We start from the raw sequence: 22,026 nt of genomic DNA, 5'->3' as shown, positions 1-22,026 counted from the left end.
GTGTATGCTTGTACTATCTATAGAAAAGGAGTGAATATTTTTGAAAAGTCTTTCGGTCCAAGAATTATCCAAGAACTTTGGTCACAAACAAGCCCTCAGCGATGTCAGTTTTAACTTATCTCCTGGCAAAATCGTTGGATTAGTAGGTCCTAATGGCGCTGGAAAAACAACGATCATGAAAGCTATTTTAGGACTGATCCATTACTCAGATGGAACAATCCGTATTGGTGAAAATGAGATTTCTCCCTCTAGTCATAAAGGGTTGGAACAAGTAGGAGCATTGATCGAATATCCGGGTATCTACCCATTCTTAACAGGCTATGATCATCTGAAGTTATTCTCTGAAACAAACGATGTATCTGCTATCGATACTATCGTGAATCAGCTCAAGATGGAAAAGTACATTCACAAAAAAGCGAAATCTTACTCGTTGGGAATGAAACAAAAGCTAGGGATTGCTCTTGCCTTACTGAACCATCCTTCTATCGTTATTTTAGATGAACCGATGAACGGGTTGGATCCACAAGCAACAAGAGATGTGCGAAAAATCATTACCGACTTGGCTGCTCAAGGCACCTCTTTCTTGATCTCCAGTCACTTACTCAGTGAGCTTGAAAAAATGGTGGATGAGCTGATCCTGATCAATCAAGGAAAGATCATCAAGCAATGTACAATGGCTGAATTGAACCAAGCAGCGCAAGACTTCATCATTATCTCTACAACGAATGATCTAGCTGCTCGAACGATCTTGACAGAAGCTGGATATACTTTGGAAGATTCTGATAAAATCAAGCTTTTAAAAGAAAACGAAGAATTATTAGGAACCGTGATCCAGTTATTGTCTGCACAAAATATCCATGTGACAGACGTCCAGCATCTGACGAATGATTTGGAATCTTCTCTATTGGAAATTCTGGATTCAGTAAAGGGGGAAGAAGAAAAATGACATTGCTTGTAAAACAAGAATTATTTAAATTGATCAAGAAAAAGTCAACTGCTGTTTTATCTGTTCTATTAGTTGTTTTGCTCATAGGAACAGCACTTCTAGCCAAAAAATACACGACGATCATTGACCCAGTTGAAATGACTGCTCAGCTTTTTAGTGCCACATCTTGGATTGTCTTTATCATGATTGCAGCTGCAAGCACGATCATTTCGATGGAAGCACAATATGGTACATTGAAAAATCTCCTTTATAGAAAGTATTCTCGAGGAGAAATATTAGTAAGCAAATGGATCACATTAGTTATTTATTCTGTTTATTTATACCTTTTAGCTATTATTGTCACTGTGTTGATGAAACTGATTCTTTTCCCTTCGATTTCCTTCACGGAGAAGGTTTCTACTGGTCAAACACTGATCCAAAGCTTGTTCACTTATACTTTGGGTAGTTATATCGGTTTATGGCTGATTTTAAGTTTAGTGTTGATGATTGCTTGCTTTATCAATAGTTCCGGTGCATCCATCTCAGCAGGAATCGTCTTTTATTTTGCTTCGTCAATCATATCTGGTATCCTTATCGCACTCATCCAAAAATGGGAGTGGATCAAATGGAATCCGATCAGTATGTTGAATCTGCAAAACCAAATTGGCAACGAAGAGATCATGAAGCAATTGACTCATCTTTCTACTAATCAAATGCTGTTCGGTAATTTAGCTTACATCGTTTTGTTCTTAGCATTAGGATATCTCGTATTTAAGCGAAAAAATGTATGATGACTCATCAAAAAAGAGGTTGTGAAAGAGCCGTTCAGCCTTATTGCCGATTGGCTGTCTCTTAAACACCGTTTATTCTGAAAAAGGAGCTGTGACAACATTTGTGTCACAGCTCCTTTCCTAGTATGTTTTTGAATAAACGACAGGCTCACAACCTCTCTTTATACTTCTTTTATACTTCTATACGTGAAGCATCCCAGTGGCAAATAAAACCATTGCGATTACTCCGACCATCGTCACACCGATAAGTAAAATCTTATCTAAGTGGATATGTTGTACAGGTTCGTTTTGTTCTTTACGTGCTTTGAGGTAAAAATAAATACCTGGTAAGAAAAGAACAAGAACAAGCATCACTTCATTAAAGGCTACAACTAGCATGGCCCATACTTGAAAAGCACTTGCTAAAAACCCTACTAAAAATTGGACCCATTCTTTCCGCTGATAAGAAAGTTTCATTTGGTACAATCCTAAGAAAAGCCACGTGAAGAAAATAGCTGCTGTACCAAGTGTGTAAGCAAAGTTATATGCACTGTCAGTGAATAATAATGAAAGTAAAAAGACATTCGTACATAACGTCGTCAATACGATAGCATAAGTTGGTGCCCCATTTTTGTTGAGTTTTCCCCATGCTTTAGGCAAAAGTCCGTCCTCAGCCATATTCCCCATTGTTTCAATCGGCAAGATTGTCCACGAGAGCCAAACCCCAACTAAAGAAATGATCAAACCGCCGTTGATCACGACCGCCCCCCATTTACCAACCATCATTTCAAATACATATCCCATAGCAGGTTGCGCTTTGATCGTTTGTAGCTGATTCATCGTCATTGTGCCATATGGAAGCATGGAAACCAAGACGTAAATAATGATCAAACCGAATATTCCTAGAATCGTTGCTTTCCCAACATCCGATTGTTTTTTTGCTCGTGAACCTACGACAGAAGCTCCTTCAATACCAACGAATACCCAGAGCATCACCATGATGCAACTCAATACTTGACTAGAAAACGGGATCGGCTGCCCATTCGCATTCAATATGATATCGCTAGAAAAGTTATTAATGAATTGTTGGATCGAAAAGGTGCTGATAGCTACTACAATAAATAAAAATAATGGCACTAATTTACAAAATGTGACGATAGCATTGACAAAGCTAGCATTTTCAACTCCACGATTCACTAGCCATGCATATCCCCATAAGAAGATCGTACTCATCACGATCGATGCCACATTTTGACCACCTTCGAATACGGGGAAGAAATAACCTAATGCACTCATCAACAATGTTGCGAACGCCACGTTTCCTAACCAGCATGTGAGCCAGTAACCCCAACCGCTGATAAAACCAGCGAAACGGCCAAAACCTTCTTCTGCGTAACTAAAGATCCCGCCTTTTAAATCTGGACGTTTTTTATTGATATTATTGATCGATAAGGAGAGCATCAACATTGCTGTTCCTACGAGTACCCAGCTGAAGATAGCTGGGCCACCAGCCGATCCGGAGATGTCCGTCATAATACCAAATACGCCACCTCCAATCGCTGAACCAATCACTAAGGCAGCAAGTGGAATCAAACCAATTCCTTTTTTCTGTTGCTCTGTATCCATGTAAGCATCCTCCAAAGTAAAACCGCTTTTATCAAAAAGTATAACAAACCTTTTTTATTTTTACTTAATTAATAAAAACTTTAATAGAAATATAATTCTACCGACTTTTTTCTCATTATACAAGCAAAGCGCCTAGTCCCTTTCCAAATTACACCACCAAAAAACTTAAAAAGATGCTATACTAAAGGGAAAGAATTGGGGGATGATCCATGAACATTTTATATATATCGATTTCAGGAAATACGCGTGCTTTTGCCAAACATCTAGCAGAATATGCTGAAAAAATGCATGCAGAAGATCCTGTCAATCCTGAAGTTACTTTAAAAGAAATCCATGAAAATAGTGATTTTACGAAAGAAACAGAACCATTTTTTACTTTCGTTCCTACTTATTTAGACGGCGGGAATGGGTTAGACAACGGTGACACAGAAATCTTGACCGAAACGATGCGCGAATATCTGGAATACGAAGACAATCATAAACTTTGCCTTGGTGTAGTCGGTAGCGGTAATAAAAACTTCAACAATCAATATTGTCTGACAGCCAAACAATACGCACAAAGATTCGGCTTTCCTTTCTTGGCAGATTATGAATTACGGGGAACACCATCTGATGTGGCACGCGTTTATCAAATTTTGGCAGAAAAAAATAAATAACACAAAAGAAGAAGCTGAAAAATAAATTTTGGCTTCTTCTTTTTATGTTCTCTATTGTTTCTATTCTTATTAAGCTTTGACATCCATCACAGGTGCTTTTGCTTTCGCTTTACCTGTTTTTTCCAAGACAAAGTTTTTTACACGATCCATATTGGTTACCAAGACGATCATGGAGGTTTCTTTGTCTGCTGCTTTGATTGCTTCTAAGTCAGCTTCTGCTACAAGCGTATCAGGTGTCACTTGCTGTCCTTCTGTTACTTTCACATCGAATGGCGTACCGCCTAAGTCAACTGTGTTGATGCCCATGTGAAGCAAGATTTCTAAGCCATTTGGTGTCGTAATGCCGATAGCATGTTTTGTTGGGAAAACAGAACTTATTACTCCAGTAACCGGGGAATAGATATGTCCGTTTTCTGGTTCTACAAAGTAACCTTCACCCATCATTTTTTGTGCAAAAACTGGGTCACTTGCTTTATCTAAAGAAACAACTGTTCCGTCAGCAACTGATGATAAGATAGTCACACTTTCAGCTGAAGCTTGAGGTACTGCTTTTTCAGGTACTTCATTTACTGTGGCTGTTTCGGTCGCTAGTTCTTCTTTTTCTAAACGGTCTTTGGGAATACCGAAGAAGAATGTAGCAACGAAGCCACCAGCGTAAGCAGCCAATAAACCAAGGATATAGCCTAACCATTTACCATCAGAGATCAATGGAATCAAAGCGGCTCCTGAAGGTCCAATAGCGATTGCTCCGACATTTCCGATCATTCCGATCACTGCCCCACCGATACCTCCACCGATACAAGCAGTAATAAATGGACGTCCTAGAGGTAATGTTACTCCGTAAATCAATGGTTCGCCGATTCCTAAGATTCCGACTGGTAAAGCCCCTTTGATCATTTCTGTTAATTCTTTGTCTTTTTTGCAGCGGATCCATAATGCCAATGCTGCACCCACTTGTCCTGCTCCGGCCATCGCAAGGATTGGAAGCAATAAGGTACGACCAGTTTCATCAATCATTTGTACATGGATTGGCGTCAAGATCTGATGTAGTCCGAACATGACCATTGGCAAGAATAATGTACCTAGAACGAAGCCGGCAAATGCTCCTCCAACACCAAGTACCCAGTTGATCCCACCGACCATGCCGTCAGAAATGAACCCTGCTAAAGGCATGATGAAGAAAATTTCGATCAGACCGATGGCAATCAGGGAAAGAGTTGGCGTAACGATGATATCTACCGCATCAGGTACTACTTTATGCAGTTTTTTCTCAACGATTGACAATAACCAAACTGCGAAGATAACACCTAAGATCCCGCCTTGTCCAGCTGCAAGAGCTTCACCGGTAAACAAGTTTTTCAGTGGTGCTTCTGGATTCATCCCTGTCAGCATCACAACGGCCCCGATAACTCCACCAAGCGTTGGCGTTGCACCAAAAACTTGTGCAGCATTGATACCTGTATAGATAACTAGATAGCTAAACATCCCGTTTTTCAAGATGTTCATCACATCGATATATTGTTGCCATGTTCCTGCGTCTAGTGTTCCAGCTGTGACTAAGTTTGCTAAAACTGCGGCAATCCCTGCCACGATCCCAGTGCCGACAAATGCAGGGATCATTGGTACAAAGATATTAGAGATGTCTTTTAATACCGATTTGATTTTAGAGGGTTTTTGTTTCGATTTTTGTGCCGCTTTCATTTCTTGTGCCCGTTCGTTTACACGGTCTTTTCCAGATGCAGAAGAACTTGCTGTAGTTGCGCTAGCAGAAGGAAGTTTTTCTCCTAATTTCACGCCTGCTAAGTCAACCATTTCCTGCGCTACTTTGTTCACTTTCCCAGGTCCGATGATGACTTGGAGCTGTTCATCCTCTACTACGCCAAGTACTCCTGGAATCGCTTTTAATTCCGAGACATTTACAAGATCATCATTGATGACCTTCATACGTACACGAGTCATGCAGTGGACAATGCTTTCAACATTGCCCATACCGCCTGCTCCTTGATAAATTTGTTTTGCCAGTTCTTCCAAAGTCAATTCGTTTTTTGCCATGGTCTTTTCCCCCTCATAAGGTTCCTTTTACAAAACCGTTTGCTTCAGCTAATTTTGCTTGAGCTGCCTCTTTATCACTATTTGTCAAAATCATGACGATAGCCAGTTTGACATTTTGATCTGCTTCCTCAAAGTACTTTTCAGCTGTTTCGTAGTCAGCTTCTGTCGCTTGCATGATGATTCGTTTTGAGCGTTCGATTAGTTTTTCATTTGTTGGTTTGACGTCGACCATCAAGTTATTGAATACTTTACCGATACCGATCATACTGATAGTAGAAATCATATTCAAAATCAGTTTTTGTGCTGTTCCTGACTTCAATCGAGTAGAGCCTGTCAAAAATTCTGGTCCTGCATCGACTTCAATTGGGAAATCCGCATGCTTGCTGATTTCTGCTTGTTTATTGCAAGAAATCGTTCCTGTAACAGCACCAATCGATTTTGCGTAATCTAATCCACCAATCACATATGGTGTACGACCGCTAGCTGCGATACCAATAACTATATCATTTTTTGTTAAATTCAGCTTGATTAGATCTTCTTGCCCTAATTCATAAGAATCTTCGGCTCCTTCGACGGCTACAGTCATTGCTTCTTCTCCACCAGCAATTAGGCCTATGACCATTTCCGGTTCTACACCGAATGTCGGTACACATTCAGCAGCATCTAATACACCAAGTCTACCACTCGTTCCAGCTCCCATATAAATCAAGCGACCACCTTTTTTAAAGGATTCAATCGTGTTGGCGATCACTGGCTCGATACTTGTCAGTTCTTTTTCAACAGCAGCGGCCACTTTCTGATCTTCTTTGTTCATGAGTTGGACTGCTTGAGAAATACTCATTTCATCTAATCCAAAAGTTTCTTGGTTTCTGCGTTCCGTTGTTAGGTTCTCTAAATTGATTTTGCTCATTTTTATCTTCCTTCTTTTCTTATAAATTGATAGTTCATACCAGCTTTGATTTGGTTGATCAGCGGTAGTTCTTCTTTGATGACTTTGGCTACTACATTCACTTTTTCATCCGCTGGCAAATCATATTTAGTTAATTGGATCTCACCCATATAGCGCAAATACTTTTCGTTATCTAAAGTAATAGATCCTTTCATACGCTTAGCTGTATTTCTTACTGGGATTGGCGGAATCTCTCGAAAACGCGCATCTGCGCTTCGTATGACATCTCTTGCATCATCTTGCCGATTCGTATGTTTTCCTAATATATATTCGTAAAAAACTTCATCTACAGGTTCCGTATGGAGCAAGACTGTCTGTTCTTTTTGGAAAGAAGCAAATTGCTCCTGAACGTGTTCTGACAGACCTGCATCTCCGATATAAACAATATCCGTGTTACTTGCTAATAGATCAAGAGCACCTGCCAGAGGATGGATCCCTCGATGTTCTTCCAAAGTTGGTAATCCTTGATACAGTGGACCTCTCAACTCTGTATCTCCTGGTACAAAGCCTTGTACAAGGAATCCTTGAGTTTTGAGCCATTGATTTTTTTCCTGATACCATTCTTTGTCCAGCCCTGTTTCAGGACGTGGATAATAATTATGCCAAGCTTCAATCTGTGAAAAATCAGCCGCTGCTTCTTTCAACTCATCGATATCTTTAGGCATGATCGTGCTGGCATTCAAACTGATTTTCAATTGATGTGACCAGTCGGCGATCTGCTGATTAGAAATATGATAATCCATTCTTAACCCTGTTACACCAATTGCTTTCAAGGGTGTTAGATCTTCTAATGAAAAGCCAGCTCGTTTCAATGCCTCTCCTGAAATATCGACCATCAACTCTAGTTTATTCTTTTTCGCTTCGCTTCCTAGTTCGATCAATCGATTTTGATAAGCCGAAACATCATCTTCCGGTATATGCATGGAAGTGAAAATACCGACAAAGCCATTGGATGCCATTTGGCGGATATACTGTTTCTTCTCTTCTGACAAAGAATCATTCATAAATATTGAAAAGCCAAACATATTATCCCTCTTTTTCTGTATCCGTCTTCATTTCTATGACTAGAGTATATATCTAAAGAAACAAAATTTCAATACTTTTGTTAAAATAATTAAATTTTATTTCTAAAAATTAGATTTATAATGCCAAAAGAATTGACACAGCCACAAAAAAGGCACTGCTAAGCAAAAGCAGTGCCTTGAAACATTTTATTTAAATAACACAAAATTCTAATTACTCATAAGAAATTAATTCTGTATTGTCTACCATGAATGTAAAGAACCCTTCATTAGGCATTGGATGAAAATAAGCATTGATCACTCTTATCAAGGCATTATGACAGACTAACAAGTAGACATTTTCTTCGTCTTCCATGCATTCTTTCAATAAAGGAATGATTCGTGCGTACACATCTAAGACCGACTCTCCATTTGGGAAACGTACAGCAAACGCTAAACGCGCTTTTTGAAAGTTTTCATCTTTGCTTGGCAGTCCGTCATAATCCCCAAAATCCATTTCTACCAATCGCTCATCAGCGGTCAGCGGCAAGCTGAGACGATCAGCAACTGCTTGTGCTGTATCTCTTGCTCGTTGAAGAGGGGAATGGATGATTTTCGTGATTGGAACAGGCAAATCTACTACCTTTTCTGCTAGTTTCTGTGCCTGCATCTGTCCTTTTTCAGTCAGCGGCACATCTGCCCGTCCGCAAACTAATCCTTGTGCGTTCCAAGTTGTTTCTCCGTGTCTCGTTACATAAAGCATGTGATTCTCTCCTTCGTTGGCAAAGTTCCCCTTAACCATACCTTGTTGTTCTTGAGATTACAAGGGTTAGATTTTCTCAAGAGAAATAATCTCAGTAGATACTTTATCCAGGAAGGTTTGATCATGTTCCACTAGTAACATGGCAGGTTTCACGTTCAAGATCAGTTGTTCTAATTGTTCTTGATTGAAGACATCCAAATAATTCAATGGTTCATCCCATATATATAGTTCAGCTGGCTGTGATAAAGATTTAGCCAATTCCACTTTTTTCCGTTGACCCATACTCATCTGCTCGATCTTGTTATGAAAAACATCTCTTTCCATCCCAAGCTTTCGGAGGTTGTTCAAAAATGCTTGGTAGTCTACTTGGTTTTTCTCTGCAAATTCCGCCAACGTTCCTCGATTGTCTTCATAATTTTGGCGTACATAACTAATGCTCAGATGTTTTGGCTGGGATTTTTCTCCTATAACCTTGCCGTTGAATGCCCCCAGAAGATAATGGATAATGGATGACTTTCCTGCACCGTTAGGACCTGAAATCGCCACCCGCTGATGAGGCTCGATTGTAAAATGAATTGGCTCGAATAACAGATTTTCATACCCTAATTGAAGATCTTCTACGCTTAAAAGTCGCTTATGGTGAGACGCTTGACTATTCATCGTCAAAGAATCGATATATTCGATATCTTTTAATAGTTTTTCTTTCTCGCTGATCTGGGTCTCCATCCGATTCACGATTGCTTTGGATCGTTTCATCGTCCGTGCAGCATCAGCACCCACTGCTCCTTTATTCACTCGTCTAGATTCAGTATCGATGAATCCGACTTGTTTCTTTGTTTTATCTCCTTCTCGGGAACGAGACCATTCGGCTTTTTCAGCTGCTGTTTTCTTTAGCCTACTGACTTCTTTTTTCAATTTTTCATTTTGAGCCATTTCAAATTCATCACGAAGTTTTTTCTGTTCTTCATAGATAGAGAAATTCCCTTGATAAAGTTCCAGTTGACTTTTTTCGATTGCTAAAACATGGTCCACTACTTCATCGATAAATCCCCGGTCATGGCTGACCACGATGAAGCCTTGTTTTTTCTTTTTCAAATAAGCCGCTACTTGTTTTCTACCAGAGATATCCAAATGATTCGTTGGTTCATCGATTAACGGGAAATGAGTGTCATCCACAAATAAAAGTGCCAGTAGGACTTTTGTCTTCTCTCCCCCTGATAGTGTGCTGAATTCTCTCCATAAGATTTCAGGATCTGTTTGCATCAATTGGAGCTCTCTTTCGATTTCCCATATCTCAAAATCCGTAATATCATTTAACACGTAATAGGTTAAACGTTCTTTATCTTTTGTCTGTTGCGGGAAATAGACAAATTCTTGCTGATGGATTACTTGCCCTTGATAAGGTAGTTTGTTTTGTAGAATATTCAGTAAAGTTGTCTTTCCTCGACCGTTTCGTCCGATAAGTCCTAGTTTCCATTGTATGTCAAAATTTAGATTTGCTTGTTCAAATAATAATGTGCCTTGGCTGTCGTAGCCGAATGTCAGATTTTTTATTTCGATTTTAGACATTTTCCATCACCTCGTAAAAAAAGACCAGTCCTATTTTCAGAACTGGCTAAAGAGGATGCAAGGGTTGGGTACACACAAAAAGACCCATACATCGAAAAAACCAAGCCAATCCCGAAAATCTGCACACTGCTCCCTTGTCTCCACAAGGTACAGTCTGAATGCAGCTTTCATCAATCGACTTAATTTTTCAATGCACGGATCCCTCACTTTGTCCTATATTTGAAATTACGATAGCATAAAGAAAATGATTTTGTCAACTACTTCGGGAGGATGGTGAAAAATCTGCTAAGTGTCTGTCCTAAGATTTTTGTTTTTTCTAATGTTTGCCTGTGTTCCATTGCTTCTTCTAAACCTATTGGACCCAAATGAATACTTAAGACAATTGGGAGAAAATCAGAGAGTCCTTCTAGCTCTTGGTCTCTACTTCCGCAAATAGCGATTATTGGTTTTCGATATTTTTTTGCAAGCACTGCTACACCGTATGGAACTTTTCCGTGGATCGTTTGCTGATCGATCCGCCCTTCTCCTGTAATGATGACATCTGCTTGTTCGATCTTTTTTTCCAATCCAGTGATTTGGCTGACTAAATCGAAACCAGAAACCATCTTCGCTCCCAACAAAAAAAGGGCTCCACCAATACCGCCTGCTGCTCCACTTCCTGGAATATCATCTAAATCCACCTCCCAGAAATCTTTTATTTGCTGAGCAATCTTTCCTGCTTGTTTATCTAAGAAAGCTAGCGTCGTATCTATTCCTCCTTTTTGTCTTCCAAATTGCCAAGCAGCTCCTTGTTGACCTGTATATGGATTGGTAACATCTGCAACGATAATCAATTTTACTTTAGAAACAAGAACGTTTCTTCGATCAAAATGAAGTTTTTTAGTAGATAATAAAGGATTTCCTTCTGTGTACCCTTCTAAAGAAGCACCCAAGGATTGGAGTAATCCTAGACCACCATCGCTACACCCGCTTCCTCCTAAAGTGACAATAATTTGTTCTACTTCTTGAAGCAGTGCATCTTTGATAAGTTCTCCTAAGGCATAACTGGAAGCAAGTCGGATAGTTTGATCCGTTGGTTTATCAAGTAGATCTAACCCCAATGCTTGTGCAGATTCGATGACTGCGGTATTTTTTCCTTGCCAAGTTGTCAATAAATAGCTGATTTTTCGCTGACGGAATAAGAGATCCATCCCATCAATGGTACGCCATGTTCCCCCGAGCGCGTAATAGATTGCTTCTGCAGTATTTTCTCCGCCATCTGCAATCGGCACATTGATTTTTCTTCCTTTACGATCTTCCCAGCCATTTAGAACTGCCTGATTTAGTTCAAATGAAGAAGCACTTCCTTTAAATGAATCAATTGCCGCCAAAATATCCATCTGTATCCCTCACTTTCTTCTTAAGTAAGACACTTTTTTTCATTTTTTTCAAACAAAACAATGCTATTTTCTTCCATTTTTCTATATACTAAAAGGGAAATCATTGAATAAAGGAGAGAAAAAACATGAAAATCGCAATAGCTGGGGCCGGAGCAATGGGCAGCCGAATTGGATTGATGCTACATCAAAGCGGAAATGAGGTCCTCTTGATCGATCGTTGGCCTGCTCACATTGAAGCCATTCGTACAAATGGGTTGATTGCTGACTTTAACGGTAAAGAAGTGGTCGCAAAACTGCCAATCTATTCACCAGAAGAAATCATCGAAAGCAACGAACACGTGGACTTGATCGTAGCATTAACAAAAGCGAATCAATTAGATGATATGTTTCGTTCGATCCAATCCATTATTACTGACAATACTTATGTTTTGTGTTTACTAAATGGATTAGGTCATGAAGATGTACTGGAAAAATATGTGCCAAAGAAAAATATCTTATTTGGGATCACGATGTGGACAGCTGGTCTGGCTGGTCCGGGAAAAGTCACATTGTTAGGTGATGGAGAAATCGAACTAGAGAACTTGGAACCAGAAGGCGAAGCATTTACAAAAAAAGTTGTAGAAGTCTTTCAAGAAGCAAAATTAAATCCGATCTATAGCCATAATGTTCGTTATTCCATTTGGCGAAAAGCTTGTGTAAATGGAACATTGAATGGTTTATGCACGATTTTGGATTGTAATATTGCTGAACTAGGCGCGCAAAAAGCGGCAGAGAGCATGGTTCGAACAATCGTATCTGAATTTGCTTCTATCGCAGCAAAAGAAGGAATCATATTAGATCAAGAAGAAGTGTACCAACATATTACTTCTACTTATGATCCTGACAACATCGGGTTGCATTACCCATCTATGTACCAAGACCTGATCAAAAACCATCGTTTGACTGAAATCGACTACATCAATGGTGCCGTTTGGCGAAAAGGACAAAAATATGATATTGCTACACCATATTGTGCCTTTTTGACCCAATTAGTCCATGCAAAAGAAGGAATCCTTGGCGCAGAGTAAAAGGCTCTCTGATGAGAATCAGCTGAATCAGCAGCTGGTTCTCATTTTTTTACCCCCATGAAAGATCAAAAAGAAAAACACAATTCTCATGTTGCCATAAGAATTGCGCTTGTTTATTTTCATCTATGATTGGTTGGCACTTTTATTTATTTTTAACAGAGGAAAGATCGTATTCATATTGTTCATAAATAGCGGAGTCAGTAGTGAAAAAACGTTTTGCCCAATTTTCTGCATCAAAAAATTCCAACAGTTCTGATGGGATTGGTTGAAATGGCGTATGCAAAAATTCCGGTAATTCATCTAAATCACGTTCTTGAAGCAAAAAAATATTTTCAGGATGATAAAACTGATAATGAGCTATGGCTTGATTATCTGTCACTAGTTTCTTTTGAAAATACATAGATTCAAACGTTCGCAAAGTCACTCCTTGCTGCCCTTCCCGCAACAGTTCTAGAATCCCCCTCGATTCCCCGGTTTTTTTCAGATATTCTTCATAAGTAAGGTATCCAGGTTGTTCATTTCCTCGAAGCGGAAGAATGAAATAGTTGGTCGTAACATCTCTTTTTATAAATTCCTGCTTATATTTTTCTGCCCGTTCTTTTCTGCCGTTATTTGTTGCACCAAAAAAAAGATCCGTCTTTGGTTCGCTAGAAGAAAAATCCATATGTTTCGAATAAAAGGAACTATTATGTTTTAGTCCAAGTTCTTTCGCTTCCAAAAAATCAAAATGATAAATCTCATCGATTGCCGGTTCATCTTGTGCCTGCTTCAGCATCGCCTCGTGTTCTGCTTTAAAGTGGTTCCAAAAAAATAACACGATTTTTGCATTGGTAAATGGACGCACGCGTCGAGCCATCTCCATATCAAATCCATAATCTAAAAAAACGATCAGCTGATAATTTGCCAACTGTTGTCGAGCTGATTTAATGAATTCCGACTGTAGTAAATCTTTTCCGGACCAAACATCTAAAGAGCGGATGGAAGGAAAAAAATAAAGTGATTTATTTTTCGCAATTAGCAATACGTCGTTTTTGTTCATCTGTTCCGCCTCACTTTCTCTGTCACTTTTTCCTATGATAGCCTGTTTAAATAGTAAAAAGCCAGTAAAACGCTTCCTATTATTTTTATAAAAATTTAACATTTCTATGAAAATACGATGAAATAAATCATTCTTCCATTAAAATATGCCTAAAAGTTTTCTGAATAGTTGTAATTATCTGAAAATTTGTTATCATTAGTCATTGTTATTATTACTATTTATTCTTACTATTTATTCTTACTATACATTTTGATTGTGAATTTAAAAGAAAGAGGTTATTTATGGAAGATAAAAAATTGAAAAAACAACTTAGCTCCCGACATATCACCATGCTAGCTTTAGGTGGAGCGATTGGTGCAGGTCTATTTAAAGGAAGTGGCGAAGCGATTGGAATCGCCGGCCCTTCTGTATTGATCGCTTTTTTGATTGGCGGCATAATTTTATATATCGTGATGAAAGGTCTGGGAAAAATTGTTTTAAGTGGTGGTGATACGCACCACGGATTATCTGGATTGATTCGTCCATATCTAGGTGCTCATGCTGCCGATTTTACCGATTGGGTCTACTGGTCCATGTGGATTATCAATATCATTGCTGAAGCTGTTGCAGCTGCTTCCTTTTTACAGTTGTGGTTCCCCCACATCCCAGCTTGGGTATTTGTTTTTATGTTGGCTGTTTTAACTACTATCATCAATCTTTATTCGGTACGATTATTCGCAGAGACAGAATATTGGCTGGCCTTTGCTAAAATCAGTGTCATTATCCTATTGATCATTTTTGCTGCTTATCTTGTCGGTCAGCAAATGTTGGGTACTGGTGTTTTCCCTACCCTTCAGCAATTAACTGATCATGGTGGTTTTACTCCCCACGGTATGAAGGGAATCATCAGTTCTTTGCTTGTAGTTATCTATTCTTACGGCGGTTCTGAGTTGATTGCTATCACAGTAAGCGAAGCAGATGATCCTAAACGTGCGATTCCTAAAGCAATCAAAGGCGTCATGGGAAGAATCATTTCCTTTTACATTATTCCTTTATTTTTGCTTTTGATTATTTTTCCTTGGAATACTTTAGCAGGCACGAACGTTAGTCCTTTTGTGTTGGTATTTGAAAAAATGAATATTCCATTTGCGGCAGATATCGTCAATTTCGTGATTGTTCTTGCTCTGTTCTCGTCTATCAATTCAGGTGTATATGCTTCTTCGAGAATTTTGTTCTTCCGCTTGAAAGATCGAAAAGGTTCCTCTAGAAAACTAGCTGTTTTAAACAAGCATCAAGTACCGCAACGTGCTGTGCTGTTTTGTACCAGTGTTCTTTATCTAGGTGTTGCTCTTTCTTATTTTGTCGGTGACAAATTATTTGGCTATCTGGCAGGTTCTCTTTCCTATACAGTATTATTGATCTGGATCATTATCAGTGCTGCGTCCTTTGTACTGGCACTAAGTAAAGGAACGTTATGGGACAAAGGAATCAGCTTTTTTGCATTAGCAGTCTTAGGGTTGATTTTCCTTGGTATCCTATTCACGAACTCCATTGGGGTAACTGTATTGACCGGTTTGCTTTACCTGTTCATTTATTTCAGTTATCAAAAAAAGAATGATGCTTTCGTCTTGACGAATGAATGAAACCAATAGAGAATTTTATTCTATTTATATTGAATAGCTGGAGCTATTGAAAAAAAGGAGCTGCGACAAAAATTGTTGCAGTTCTTTTTTCCGAATAAACGGTGTTCTCCTGCCAACTTCTCGGTCACAAGTCACAATATTCAACAAACATGAGAAACTGTTTTTTGAAATTGTTCCTTGTGACTCAGCGTTAAACGGCAGGCTCACGACCTCTTGATAAACGGTGTTCAAAAACCATCTGTGCAGATTAATTGATTGTTCTCCACGCTCATGACATGATAGAAGAAAGGAATGAAGAAAAAGGAGTTTGTTTTAAATGAAAAAGTATTGGAAGTTTTTGTTGATGATTGGTGTTTCGACGGTAGTCATGTTTGGTATGATGTATTTGAATGTTTATGCGCTTGATCATATCTTCTTCAGTCGCACACGTGTATTCATGGCGCTGATGATGGGTGCAGTCATGGCAGTCATTATGTTGTTGTTCATGTGGAAAATGTATGAAAACAAAAAGATAAATGCTATGATTTTAGCCGCTAGTCTTCTTGTTTTTGCCGGTTCCTTATTTATGGTACGAAGCCAAACAACTGTCAATGATACGGCGTGGATGAAGGCGATGATCCCTCATCACTCTATTGCTATCTTGACAAGTAAACGAGCTGATTTAAAAGATCCTGAAGTAAAAAAATTAGCGGAAGAAATCATTCAGGCACAAGAAGAAGAAATCGACAAAATGAAAAAAATGATCAAAGAAATGGAATGACCATTATCTATCCAAACAGAAAAACTGCTGGGAAACGAAAGTTTCTCGGCAGTTTTTTACATAAACATCCTGTTTTTATTGTTCTAATTGCGCTGTCTTGCTTACTGCTTCTTGCGGTTTCACAAATTTCTTTGAGATTCCCCACCCTGTGAAGGCACTGACCATCGAAAACACAGGAGAAAGCAAACTGAAAAATACGAATGGCAAGTAAGTGAGTGTAGGAATACCAAATGTACTTGCTACGAAGCTTCCGGCAATTCCCCAAGGCACTAAGTAGTTGATTACTGTTCCACCATCTTCTAGCGTTCTACCTAATACAGTTGGATCAAGTCCTGCTTTTTCATAAGTTTCTTTAAATGCATTACCAGGCAGAATAACAGATAGGAATTGTTCACCAATAAAAATATTTACTCCGATACTTGTCATCAATGTTGTAAAAATCAATTTTGGTGTGTTCGTCATCTTTCTTGATACTCGTTCCATCACGGTTGAGATCAAGCCAAATTCGATCAACAATCCACCTAATGACAAAGTTAGAATAATCAATGACACAGTAGGCATCATACTTTCGATTCCTCCGCGGCTAAGCAGTGAATCGATTTGTTGGTTTCCAGTATTTGAAACAAACCCTGATTCGATGACCCCAGCCAACTTCGTTAAGGAAGTTTGTGGGTTTTGAATAAAAATCATTCCTACTGCTACAGCGATATTCAACAAAATAGTCAAAATTGCCGGCACCTTTTTCCATGCACACAGTAACATTAAAAATAAAGGAATCAGTGACCAGATTGAAATAGTAAAGTTTGCTTCTAGAACATCAGTCACTTCACGAATAGATGAAAGACTTGCGGCTTTACTTGTGTGTCCTAAAATCATGAATAAAAAGAAAGAAACAACAAATGCCGGAACAGTTGACCACATCATATGCTTGATGTGTTTGAACAAATCGGCATCAACAATAGCTGCTGCTAGATTTGTTGATTCGGATAATGGAGACATCTTATCTCCAAAAACGGCACCTGAAACAATAGCTCCAACAACCAGCGCTGGATTTAGGCCTAGTGTTGTGCCAATACCGAAAAATGCAATCCCAATCGTTGACATAACAGTAAAGGCACTCCCTACAGCGCTACCTACGATTGCACACACAACAAATACAGAAGGGACAAACCACTGGACACTGATCAATTTGAACCCAATGACCATTAGAGTTGGAATGATCCCTGCTTGTATCCATACAGCAATCAATGAACCGACTAAAATAAAAATAAAGATTGGGATGATTCCTGGTTTGATGCCATTGATGATTCCTTCGTGCAGCCAATCTGTCGGGTATCTTTTTATCACTGCATACAACATGACCATTCCGATCGCTGCTAAGATCGTGATATTAGGTGAGACCTTTAATCCGACAACGCCAATCGCAATGCCTAAAACAATAACCATTAATACAAGTGTTGCTTCTAAAAAACTTGGTGTTCCTTTTTTTTCCATGATAATCTCTCCTTTTTTAGTTGTTCTTATGTTCTAAAAAAGTTAAGATATCGGATTACTCCGCCGCAATTCATCCGCGATTCCTCCTTTATAAAAATAAAAAGACCTGTTTTAAACTAAGGACGAATGACTCCGCGGTACCACCTTAATTAAAAACAGATCTGTTTTTCACTTTCAAACTTTTATTCAAATGTATGGACTTTCCATGTAATTCGTCAATTAGGCTTGATCGGTTCACAGCGACCACCGACTTTCTGAACAAAACACCTAACCGCTACTGCGTGAAAAGTTGACTTGTATGAAGTTTACCTTCCATAAGATCATTTGTCAATGAAAAAGAAAATATTTTTTCATTTTTCTGAAAATTATTTTTATAACTTTCACACACAAGTTTATTTTTTACTAGAAAGTAGCACCCTCTTGTTTTTTTCTTGCTACTATTTCTTGATGTTCTTGCTTGATTCTTTCTAATAGCTTTGGCTCTTTCAACAGATCAAGAGCTGTATTGGCGAGTAGTTCTGCTGCAATCGCAATAGAAGCAAGGCCTTTGTCACTTTTAGCAGCAGCTTTGAATTCTTCTGTGTGTCCGGCAATATATGTCTCAGAGATTGCTACCGTAGGCTGGATTGTTGGTATGACTTGGCTGACATTTCCTACATCAGAAGAACCGAGACTTGTTCTTTGTTCCGTTTCTATTTCTTCATCTGGAACACCTGCTTCTTTTGCATGCTGGAAGAATAAGTCATCAAAAGAAGGAGTAACGATGACATCATCAACTGCATTTTGGAACAATCCAAACTCAAAAGTCGTGCCCGTACTTATCGCAGCACCTCGTACGATATTTTCCACTTTTTCATATACCTTATCTAATGTTTGCCGATTTCCTGCACGTAAATAGAAACGTCCAGCAGCGTAATCTGGAATGACGTTGGCAGCTACTCCTCCGTCTGTAATGATCCCATGGATATTGACATCTTTTGGCAATTGCAAGCGTAGAGCGTTGATTCCATTAAACACTTGGATCAATGCTTCCAAAGCATTTACTCCTTTTTCAGGTGCTGCTGCTGCATGGGAAGCGACACCGTAAAATTTGATGTCGACTGGATCATTCGCTAAAGATTCTGTCGTTTTCCCATAACGAAAAGCTGGATGGACGCATAACGCTACATCGACATCCTCAAAAAAACCTTCTCGAACAAAGCTGCCTTTAGCTGATCCGTTCTCGCCCCCTTCTTCCCCTGGGGTGCCATATACACGGATTTCTCCACCAGTTTCATCAATAAATTGCTTCACTATGCTGGCGGCTAATACGGAGTAAGTACCAAACAAATTATGCCCGCATGCATGACCAATACCTGGTAAAGCATCGAATTCTGCCAAAAAGGCAATTGTGGGACCGGGTTTATTGGAAATATAACGTGCATCAAAGGCTGTTCGGTGTCCAGCTACTTCTTTTTCTACCCAAAACCCTTCTTTTTCTAATTGTTTAATCAACGCTGCTGAGGAATAAAACTCATAGTTACTTACTTCAGGATGTTCGTGGATATCTAGAGCAAGTGCTTGATATTCTGGTAAACGATATTGGATTAGATCCTTCAATTGGTTTGTTGAGATTGTTGTTGTCATAAAAAATTCCTCCTATGCTAGTCATTTTTCTTATTTTCTCCCGAATGTTTCCCATGCAGGCACGCTTGATCCTTTTGATGTTTTCTCGATTACTTTGACTGTGTCTTCTGTTTGATAAGCGTCTACTATTTTTTGATACGTTTTATTTTTTTCATCTTCTTTTCTTGCAACGATGATATTCACATAAGGACGTGCATGGTCATCCACTGGTTCTAAGAAGATGGCATCAGAAGCAGGATTAAATCCAGCATCTACAGCTACACCGCTATTGATCACTGAAATGTCTACATCCGACAAAGCACGTGCTGTTTGTGAAGCATCTAATTCAGAAATGTCTAGATTTTTTTTATTCTCGGTAATATCAGAAACAGTGGGCGCTTGTCCTTTTGCCTTATCCACTTTGATCAATCCAGCAGTTTGCAATAACAGAAGAGCTCTGCCGCCATTTGTGACATCATTAGGGATTGCTACTTTTGCTCCGTCTTTGATATCAGCTACATCCTTCAAAGTGTTAGAATAAATTCCCAGCGGTGCATTGACAGTATTTCCGATTGATACTAAATCAGTTCCGTGTTCTTTATTGTAATTGTCTAAAAAGAATTGATGTTGGAAAGAATTCAAATCAATCGATCCATCTGCTAAAGCCGCATTTGGTTGATTGTAATCTGTAAATTTCACGTATTCCAAATTAATGTTCTCCTTTTTCAAACGGTCTTTCACGTTGTCCCATACATCTGTATCTTCTCCAATAATCCCTAGTTTTACGGTAGTTTCTTTTTTGTCAGTTGTATCTGCTTTTCCTTGGCTACACCCTGCCAACCAAATAATTGCTACAAATGTAATGACTACAAAACGAATAATTTTTTTCATTTTTTCTCCTCCACTTTCAATGTGTAATTTTTTTAATCAGTTGATTACTGATAAATTGACTTAAAAAAACTAAGATTAGAATCAATAATGTAGCCACAATCGTTACATCTGTTTGGAATCGATTATACCCTCTCGATATAGCAAGATTCCCTAATCCGCCTGCACCTACTGCTCCAGCCATGGTAGTCAGTCCGATCACGTTGATGATAGTCAACGCCGAGACCCGAATGATACCAGGCAAACCTTCTAACAAATACACACGTAAAATAATACCGATTGGACTGGTTCCCATCGCTTCTGCCGCTTCGATCACCCCAGGATCAACTTCTAGCAGTGCGTTCTCGATTTGACGAGCAAAAAACGGAACAACTCCAAAAATCAATGGCACTAAAGCTGCTTTCGCACCAATCGTCGTTCCAACTAAGAAACGAGTAGTCAATGCTAAAAGAGAAAGCAAGATAATGAAAGGGATGGAACGAATGATATTGATCAGCTTATCAAGTATTTCAAATAGCAGACGGTTAGCTAGTAATCCATTAGGGCGTGTCACTACTAACGTCACACCTAAGATGATTCCGATCATCCCGCCAATGAATGCTGTCCAAAAAGACATATATAGTGTTTGCTTCGTCGCTTCGACAAATTCATCCGGAATCAAATAAACATTGGGCAAATATGTTTTAAAGAAATCAGTCATTTTATCTTCCTCCTTCGATCACTTTGATACGACTATCTAATTCGTTTTTTTGTAAAATATTTATTTTTACACCAGATTTGATCAAATAATCCAATGCTTTTTGCCGCTGTTTGGTTTCTCCAGCTAAAGTAACGATCAAACTCCCTAACGGCGTTTCTTGTAATAACTCTACATTGCCATATAAAATATTCGCTGTTACTTGATATTTGCTGTACAGATGAGCGATTAGAGGTTCGTTCGTCTGATTTCCAATATAACTTAATTCCACCAGCCATTTATTGGCGATCTGATCGGCAAAAGCAGAATGGGCAATGATCGTTTCTAATGCTTGGTCAAGATGAGTAGCTGTTCGAATAAAATCTTTGGTCAATTCTTCTTCAGGATTGCTGAAGATCTGGATGCTGCTACCTTTTTCAATGATTCTTCCATCTTCCATAACCGCTACCTTGTTGCAGATTTCTTTGACAACTTGCATCTCATGAGTGATCAGGACGATTGTTAAACCTAACTGGCGATTCAATTTTTTTAACAATGCAAGGATCTGAAGGGTCGTTTTCGGATCAAGTGCACTGGTTGCTTCATCACATAATAATACCTTAGGTTCATTCGCCAAAGCTCGTGCGATTGCTACTCGTTGTTTTTGTCCCCCCGACAGTTGTTTAGGATAAGCAGATGCTTTTTCTTCCAAACCGACAAGTTCCAGTAGTTCATTCACTTTTTGACGACGTTCCTGTTTCGATTTTCCAGAATACTTTAAAGAAAAATCAACGTTGTCAAAAATAGTTCGGCTTTCCATTAGATTGAAATGCTGAAAGATCATACCGATGGCCTTTCTTTCTTTTCGCAATTCTTTGGGAGAGAGCTGACTCAAATTCGTCTGATTGACAATGACTTCTCCTGCTGTTGGTTTCTGTAGCAAATTCATCACACGAACTAACGTACTTTTCCCTGCACCTGAGTAACCGACGATTCCATAAACATCGCCTTTTTCAATCGTTAAATCTACAGAATCTACTGCCTGTATCTCTTTTTCTTTTTGTTTGAAACATACAGAAACATCTCGCAATTCAATCATTAAAATTCCTCCTTATCTAAAAAAGCGTCCTCAAGAAAATGAAAATGTCATTTTCTTGAGGACGCTTTTTTGCGTGTTACCACCTC

General features: G+C 38.9%; 19 protein-coding genes and 1 other annotated feature (1 of these 20 running past the window's edge). Of the genes, 6 read left to right on the top strand and 13 right to left on the bottom strand.

What is annotated here, in order from left to right:
- Nucleotides 1-40: 40 nt before the first annotated feature.
- The gene (locus OS139_RS09935) at nt 41-946 is read left to right on the top strand and encodes an ABC transporter ATP-binding protein (protein ID WP_002331619.1); all 906 of its coding nucleotides are present in this window, start codon (nt 41-43) and stop codon (nt 944-946) included.
- On the top strand, nt 943-1,716 hold the full coding sequence (locus tag OS139_RS09930; RefSeq protein WP_002287088.1) for an ABC transporter permease subunit: 774 nt from the start codon (nt 943-945) through the stop codon (nt 1,714-1,716). Before OS139_RS09935 ends, OS139_RS09930 begins: the two co-directional genes overlap by 4 nt.
- A 180-nt stretch (nt 1,717-1,896) precedes the next feature.
- Here OS139_RS09930 and OS139_RS09925 read toward each other — a convergent pair whose 3' ends face one another.
- The gene (locus OS139_RS09925) at nt 1,897-3,321 is read right to left on the bottom strand and encodes a basic amino acid/polyamine antiporter (RefSeq protein ID WP_002306103.1); all 1,425 of its coding nucleotides are present in this window, start codon (nt 3,319-3,321) and stop codon (nt 1,897-1,899) included.
- A 209-nt stretch (nt 3,322-3,530) separates the two neighbouring features.
- Here OS139_RS09925 and nrdI point away from each other — a divergent pair, with 209 nt between their 5' ends.
- Nucleotides 3,531-3,977, top strand: a complete 447-nt coding sequence (gene nrdI, locus OS139_RS09920; protein ID WP_002306102.1) for a class Ib ribonucleoside-diphosphate reductase assembly flavoprotein NrdI — start codon at nt 3,531-3,533, stop codon at nt 3,975-3,977.
- 69 nt (nt 3,978-4,046) lie between these two features.
- Here nrdI and OS139_RS09915 read toward each other — a convergent pair whose 3' ends face one another.
- From OS139_RS09915 to OS139_RS09890, 6 genes are all read right to left on the bottom strand, one after another.
- Nucleotides 4,047-6,029, bottom strand: coding sequence for a glucose PTS transporter subunit IIA (locus OS139_RS09915; RefSeq protein ID WP_002308350.1), 1,983 nt, complete (start codon nt 6,027-6,029; stop codon nt 4,047-4,049).
- 13 nt (nt 6,030-6,042) lie between these two features.
- On the bottom strand, nt 6,043-6,939 hold the full coding sequence (murQ, locus tag OS139_RS09910) for an N-acetylmuramic acid 6-phosphate etherase (RefSeq protein ID WP_002306098.1): 897 nt from the start codon (nt 6,937-6,939) through the stop codon (nt 6,043-6,045).
- Nucleotides 6,940-6,941: 2 nt separating this feature from the next.
- Nucleotides 6,942-8,003 carry a DUF871 domain-containing protein gene (locus OS139_RS09905; RefSeq protein WP_002331621.1) on the bottom strand — a complete coding sequence of 354 codons (1,062 nt, stop codon included), beginning with the start codon at nt 8,001-8,003 and terminating at the stop codon, nt 6,942-6,944.
- A gap of 211 nt (nt 8,004-8,214) precedes the next feature.
- Nucleotides 8,215-8,742: a histidine phosphatase family protein gene (locus OS139_RS09900; RefSeq protein ID WP_002331622.1), complete on the bottom strand. Its 528-nt coding sequence runs from the start codon at nt 8,740-8,742 to the stop codon at nt 8,215-8,217.
- Between the two features lie 66 nt (nt 8,743-8,808).
- On the bottom strand, nt 8,809-10,311 hold the full coding sequence (eat(A), locus tag OS139_RS09895; protein WP_002331623.1) for an ABC-F type ribosomal protection-like protein Eat(A): 1,503 nt from the start codon (nt 10,309-10,311) through the stop codon (nt 8,809-8,811).
- Between the two features lie 257 nt (nt 10,312-10,568).
- On the bottom strand, nt 10,569-11,690 hold the full coding sequence (locus OS139_RS09890; RefSeq protein ID WP_002306095.1) for a glycerate kinase family protein: 1,122 nt from the start codon (nt 11,688-11,690) through the stop codon (nt 10,569-10,571).
- Nucleotides 11,691-11,815: 125 nt separating this feature from the next.
- On the opposite strand from OS139_RS09890, the gene OS139_RS09885 reads away from it, so the two are divergent.
- Nucleotides 11,816-12,757, top strand: coding sequence for a 2-dehydropantoate 2-reductase (locus OS139_RS09885; RefSeq protein WP_002306094.1), 942 nt, complete (start codon nt 11,816-11,818; stop codon nt 12,755-12,757).
- Between the two features lie 142 nt (nt 12,758-12,899).
- On the opposite strand, the gene OS139_RS09880 is transcribed toward OS139_RS09885, so the two are convergent.
- Complete coding sequence (locus OS139_RS09880) at nt 12,900-13,796, bottom strand: hypothetical protein (RefSeq protein WP_002306093.1); 897 nt, start codon at nt 13,794-13,796, stop codon at nt 12,900-12,902.
- Nucleotides 13,797-14,077: 281 nt separating this feature from the next.
- Between OS139_RS09880 and OS139_RS09875 the strand changes: the two genes are divergently transcribed.
- Nucleotides 14,078-15,418: an amino acid permease gene (locus OS139_RS09875; RefSeq protein WP_002331624.1), complete on the top strand. Its 1,341-nt coding sequence runs from the start codon at nt 14,078-14,080 to the stop codon at nt 15,416-15,418.
- A 316-nt stretch (nt 15,419-15,734) separates the two neighbouring features.
- Nucleotides 15,735-16,178 carry a DUF305 domain-containing protein gene (locus tag OS139_RS09870; protein ID WP_002293791.1) on the top strand — a complete coding sequence of 148 codons (444 nt, stop codon included), beginning with the start codon at nt 15,735-15,737 and terminating at the stop codon, nt 16,176-16,178.
- 75 nt (nt 16,179-16,253) lie between these two features.
- Here the strand turns inward: OS139_RS09870 and nhaC are convergent, their stop codons facing one another.
- From nhaC to OS139_RS09845, 5 genes are all read right to left on the bottom strand, one after another.
- The gene (gene nhaC / locus OS139_RS09865; protein ID WP_325066895.1) at nt 16,254-17,672 is read right to left on the bottom strand and encodes a Na+/H+ antiporter NhaC; all 1,419 of its coding nucleotides are present in this window, start codon (nt 17,670-17,672) and stop codon (nt 16,254-16,256) included.
- A 402-nt stretch (nt 17,673-18,074) separates the two neighbouring features.
- The gene (locus OS139_RS09860; protein WP_002306090.1) at nt 18,075-19,298 is read right to left on the bottom strand and encodes a M20 family metallopeptidase; all 1,224 of its coding nucleotides are present in this window, start codon (nt 19,296-19,298) and stop codon (nt 18,075-18,077) included.
- Nucleotides 19,299-19,328: 30 nt separating this feature from the next.
- On the bottom strand, nt 19,329-20,168 hold the full coding sequence (locus OS139_RS09855; RefSeq protein WP_002306089.1) for a MetQ/NlpA family ABC transporter substrate-binding protein: 840 nt from the start codon (nt 20,166-20,168) through the stop codon (nt 19,329-19,331).
- A 16-nt stretch (nt 20,169-20,184) separates the two neighbouring features.
- Nucleotides 20,185-20,865 (bottom strand): methionine ABC transporter permease, encoded by a 681-nt coding sequence (locus OS139_RS09850; RefSeq protein WP_002293786.1) that lies wholly within the window; start codon nt 20,863-20,865, stop codon nt 20,185-20,187.
- A 1-nt stretch (nt 20,866) separates the two neighbouring features.
- The gene (locus OS139_RS09845; protein ID WP_002293318.1) at nt 20,867-21,940 is read right to left on the bottom strand and encodes a methionine ABC transporter ATP-binding protein; all 1,074 of its coding nucleotides are present in this window, start codon (nt 21,938-21,940) and stop codon (nt 20,867-20,869) included.
- Nucleotides 21,941-21,994: 54 nt separating this feature from the next.
- Nucleotides 21,995-22,026, bottom strand: a binding site (T-box leader) (it continues 207 nt past the right edge of the window).

The sequence above is a fragment of the Enterococcus sp. E4-223 genome (genome assembly GCF_035727065.1).
Taxonomy (GTDB): domain Bacteria; phylum Bacillota; class Bacilli; order Lactobacillales; family Enterococcaceae; genus Enterococcus_B; species Enterococcus_B faecium.
The sequence above is the reverse complement of the archived record's forward strand: the minus strand, read 5'-3'. Positions and strand labels throughout refer to the sequence as shown.

Excerpts from the sequence above, each read along its gene's own strand:
- OS139_RS09930 (WP_002287088.1), top strand. The coding sequence starts at position 943 with ATGACATTGCTTGTAAAACAAGAATTATTTAAATTGATCAAGAAAAAG.
- OS139_RS09925 (WP_002306103.1), bottom strand. The coding sequence starts at position 3,321 with ATGGATACAGAGCAACAGAAAAAAGGAATTGGTTTGATTCCACTTGCT.
- nrdI (WP_002306102.1), top strand. The coding sequence starts at position 3,531 with ATGAACATTTTATATATATCGATTTCAGGAAATACGCGTGCTTTTGCC.
- OS139_RS09915 (WP_002308350.1), bottom strand. The coding sequence starts at position 6,029 with ATGGCAAAAAACGAATTGACTTTGGAAGAACTGGCAAAACAAATTTAT.
- murQ (WP_002306098.1), bottom strand. The coding sequence starts at position 6,939 with ATGAGCAAAATCAATTTAGAGAACCTAACAACGGAACGCAGAAACCAA.
- OS139_RS09905 (WP_002331621.1), bottom strand. The coding sequence starts at position 8,003 with ATGTTTGGCTTTTCAATATTTATGAATGATTCTTTGTCAGAAGAGAAG.
- OS139_RS09900 (WP_002331622.1), bottom strand. The coding sequence starts at position 8,742 with ATGCTTTATGTAACGAGACACGGAGAAACAACTTGGAACGCACAAGGA.
- OS139_RS09890 (WP_002306095.1), bottom strand. The coding sequence starts at position 11,690 with ATGGATATTTTGGCGGCAATTGATTCATTTAAAGGAAGTGCTTCTTCA.
- OS139_RS09885 (WP_002306094.1), top strand. The coding sequence starts at position 11,816 with ATGAAAATCGCAATAGCTGGGGCCGGAGCAATGGGCAGCCGAATTGGA.
- OS139_RS09880 (WP_002306093.1), bottom strand. The coding sequence starts at position 13,796 with ATGAACAAAAACGACGTATTGCTAATTGCGAAAAATAAATCACTTTAT.
- OS139_RS09875 (WP_002331624.1), top strand. The coding sequence starts at position 14,078 with ATGGAAGATAAAAAATTGAAAAAACAACTTAGCTCCCGACATATCACC.
- OS139_RS09870 (WP_002293791.1), top strand. The coding sequence starts at position 15,735 with ATGAAAAAGTATTGGAAGTTTTTGTTGATGATTGGTGTTTCGACGGTA.
- nhaC (WP_325066895.1), bottom strand. The coding sequence starts at position 17,672 with ATGGAAAAAAAAGGAACACCAAGTTTTTTAGAAGCAACACTTGTATTA.
- OS139_RS09860 (WP_002306090.1), bottom strand. The coding sequence starts at position 19,298 with ATGACAACAACAATCTCAACAAACCAATTGAAGGATCTAATCCAATAT.
- OS139_RS09855 (WP_002306089.1), bottom strand. The coding sequence starts at position 20,168 with ATGAAAAAAATTATTCGTTTTGTAGTCATTACATTTGTAGCAATTATT.
- OS139_RS09850 (WP_002293786.1), bottom strand. The coding sequence starts at position 20,865 with ATGACTGATTTCTTTAAAACATATTTGCCCAATGTTTATTTGATTCCG.
- OS139_RS09845 (WP_002293318.1), bottom strand. The coding sequence starts at position 21,940 with ATGATTGAATTGCGAGATGTTTCTGTATGTTTCAAACAAAAAGAAAAA.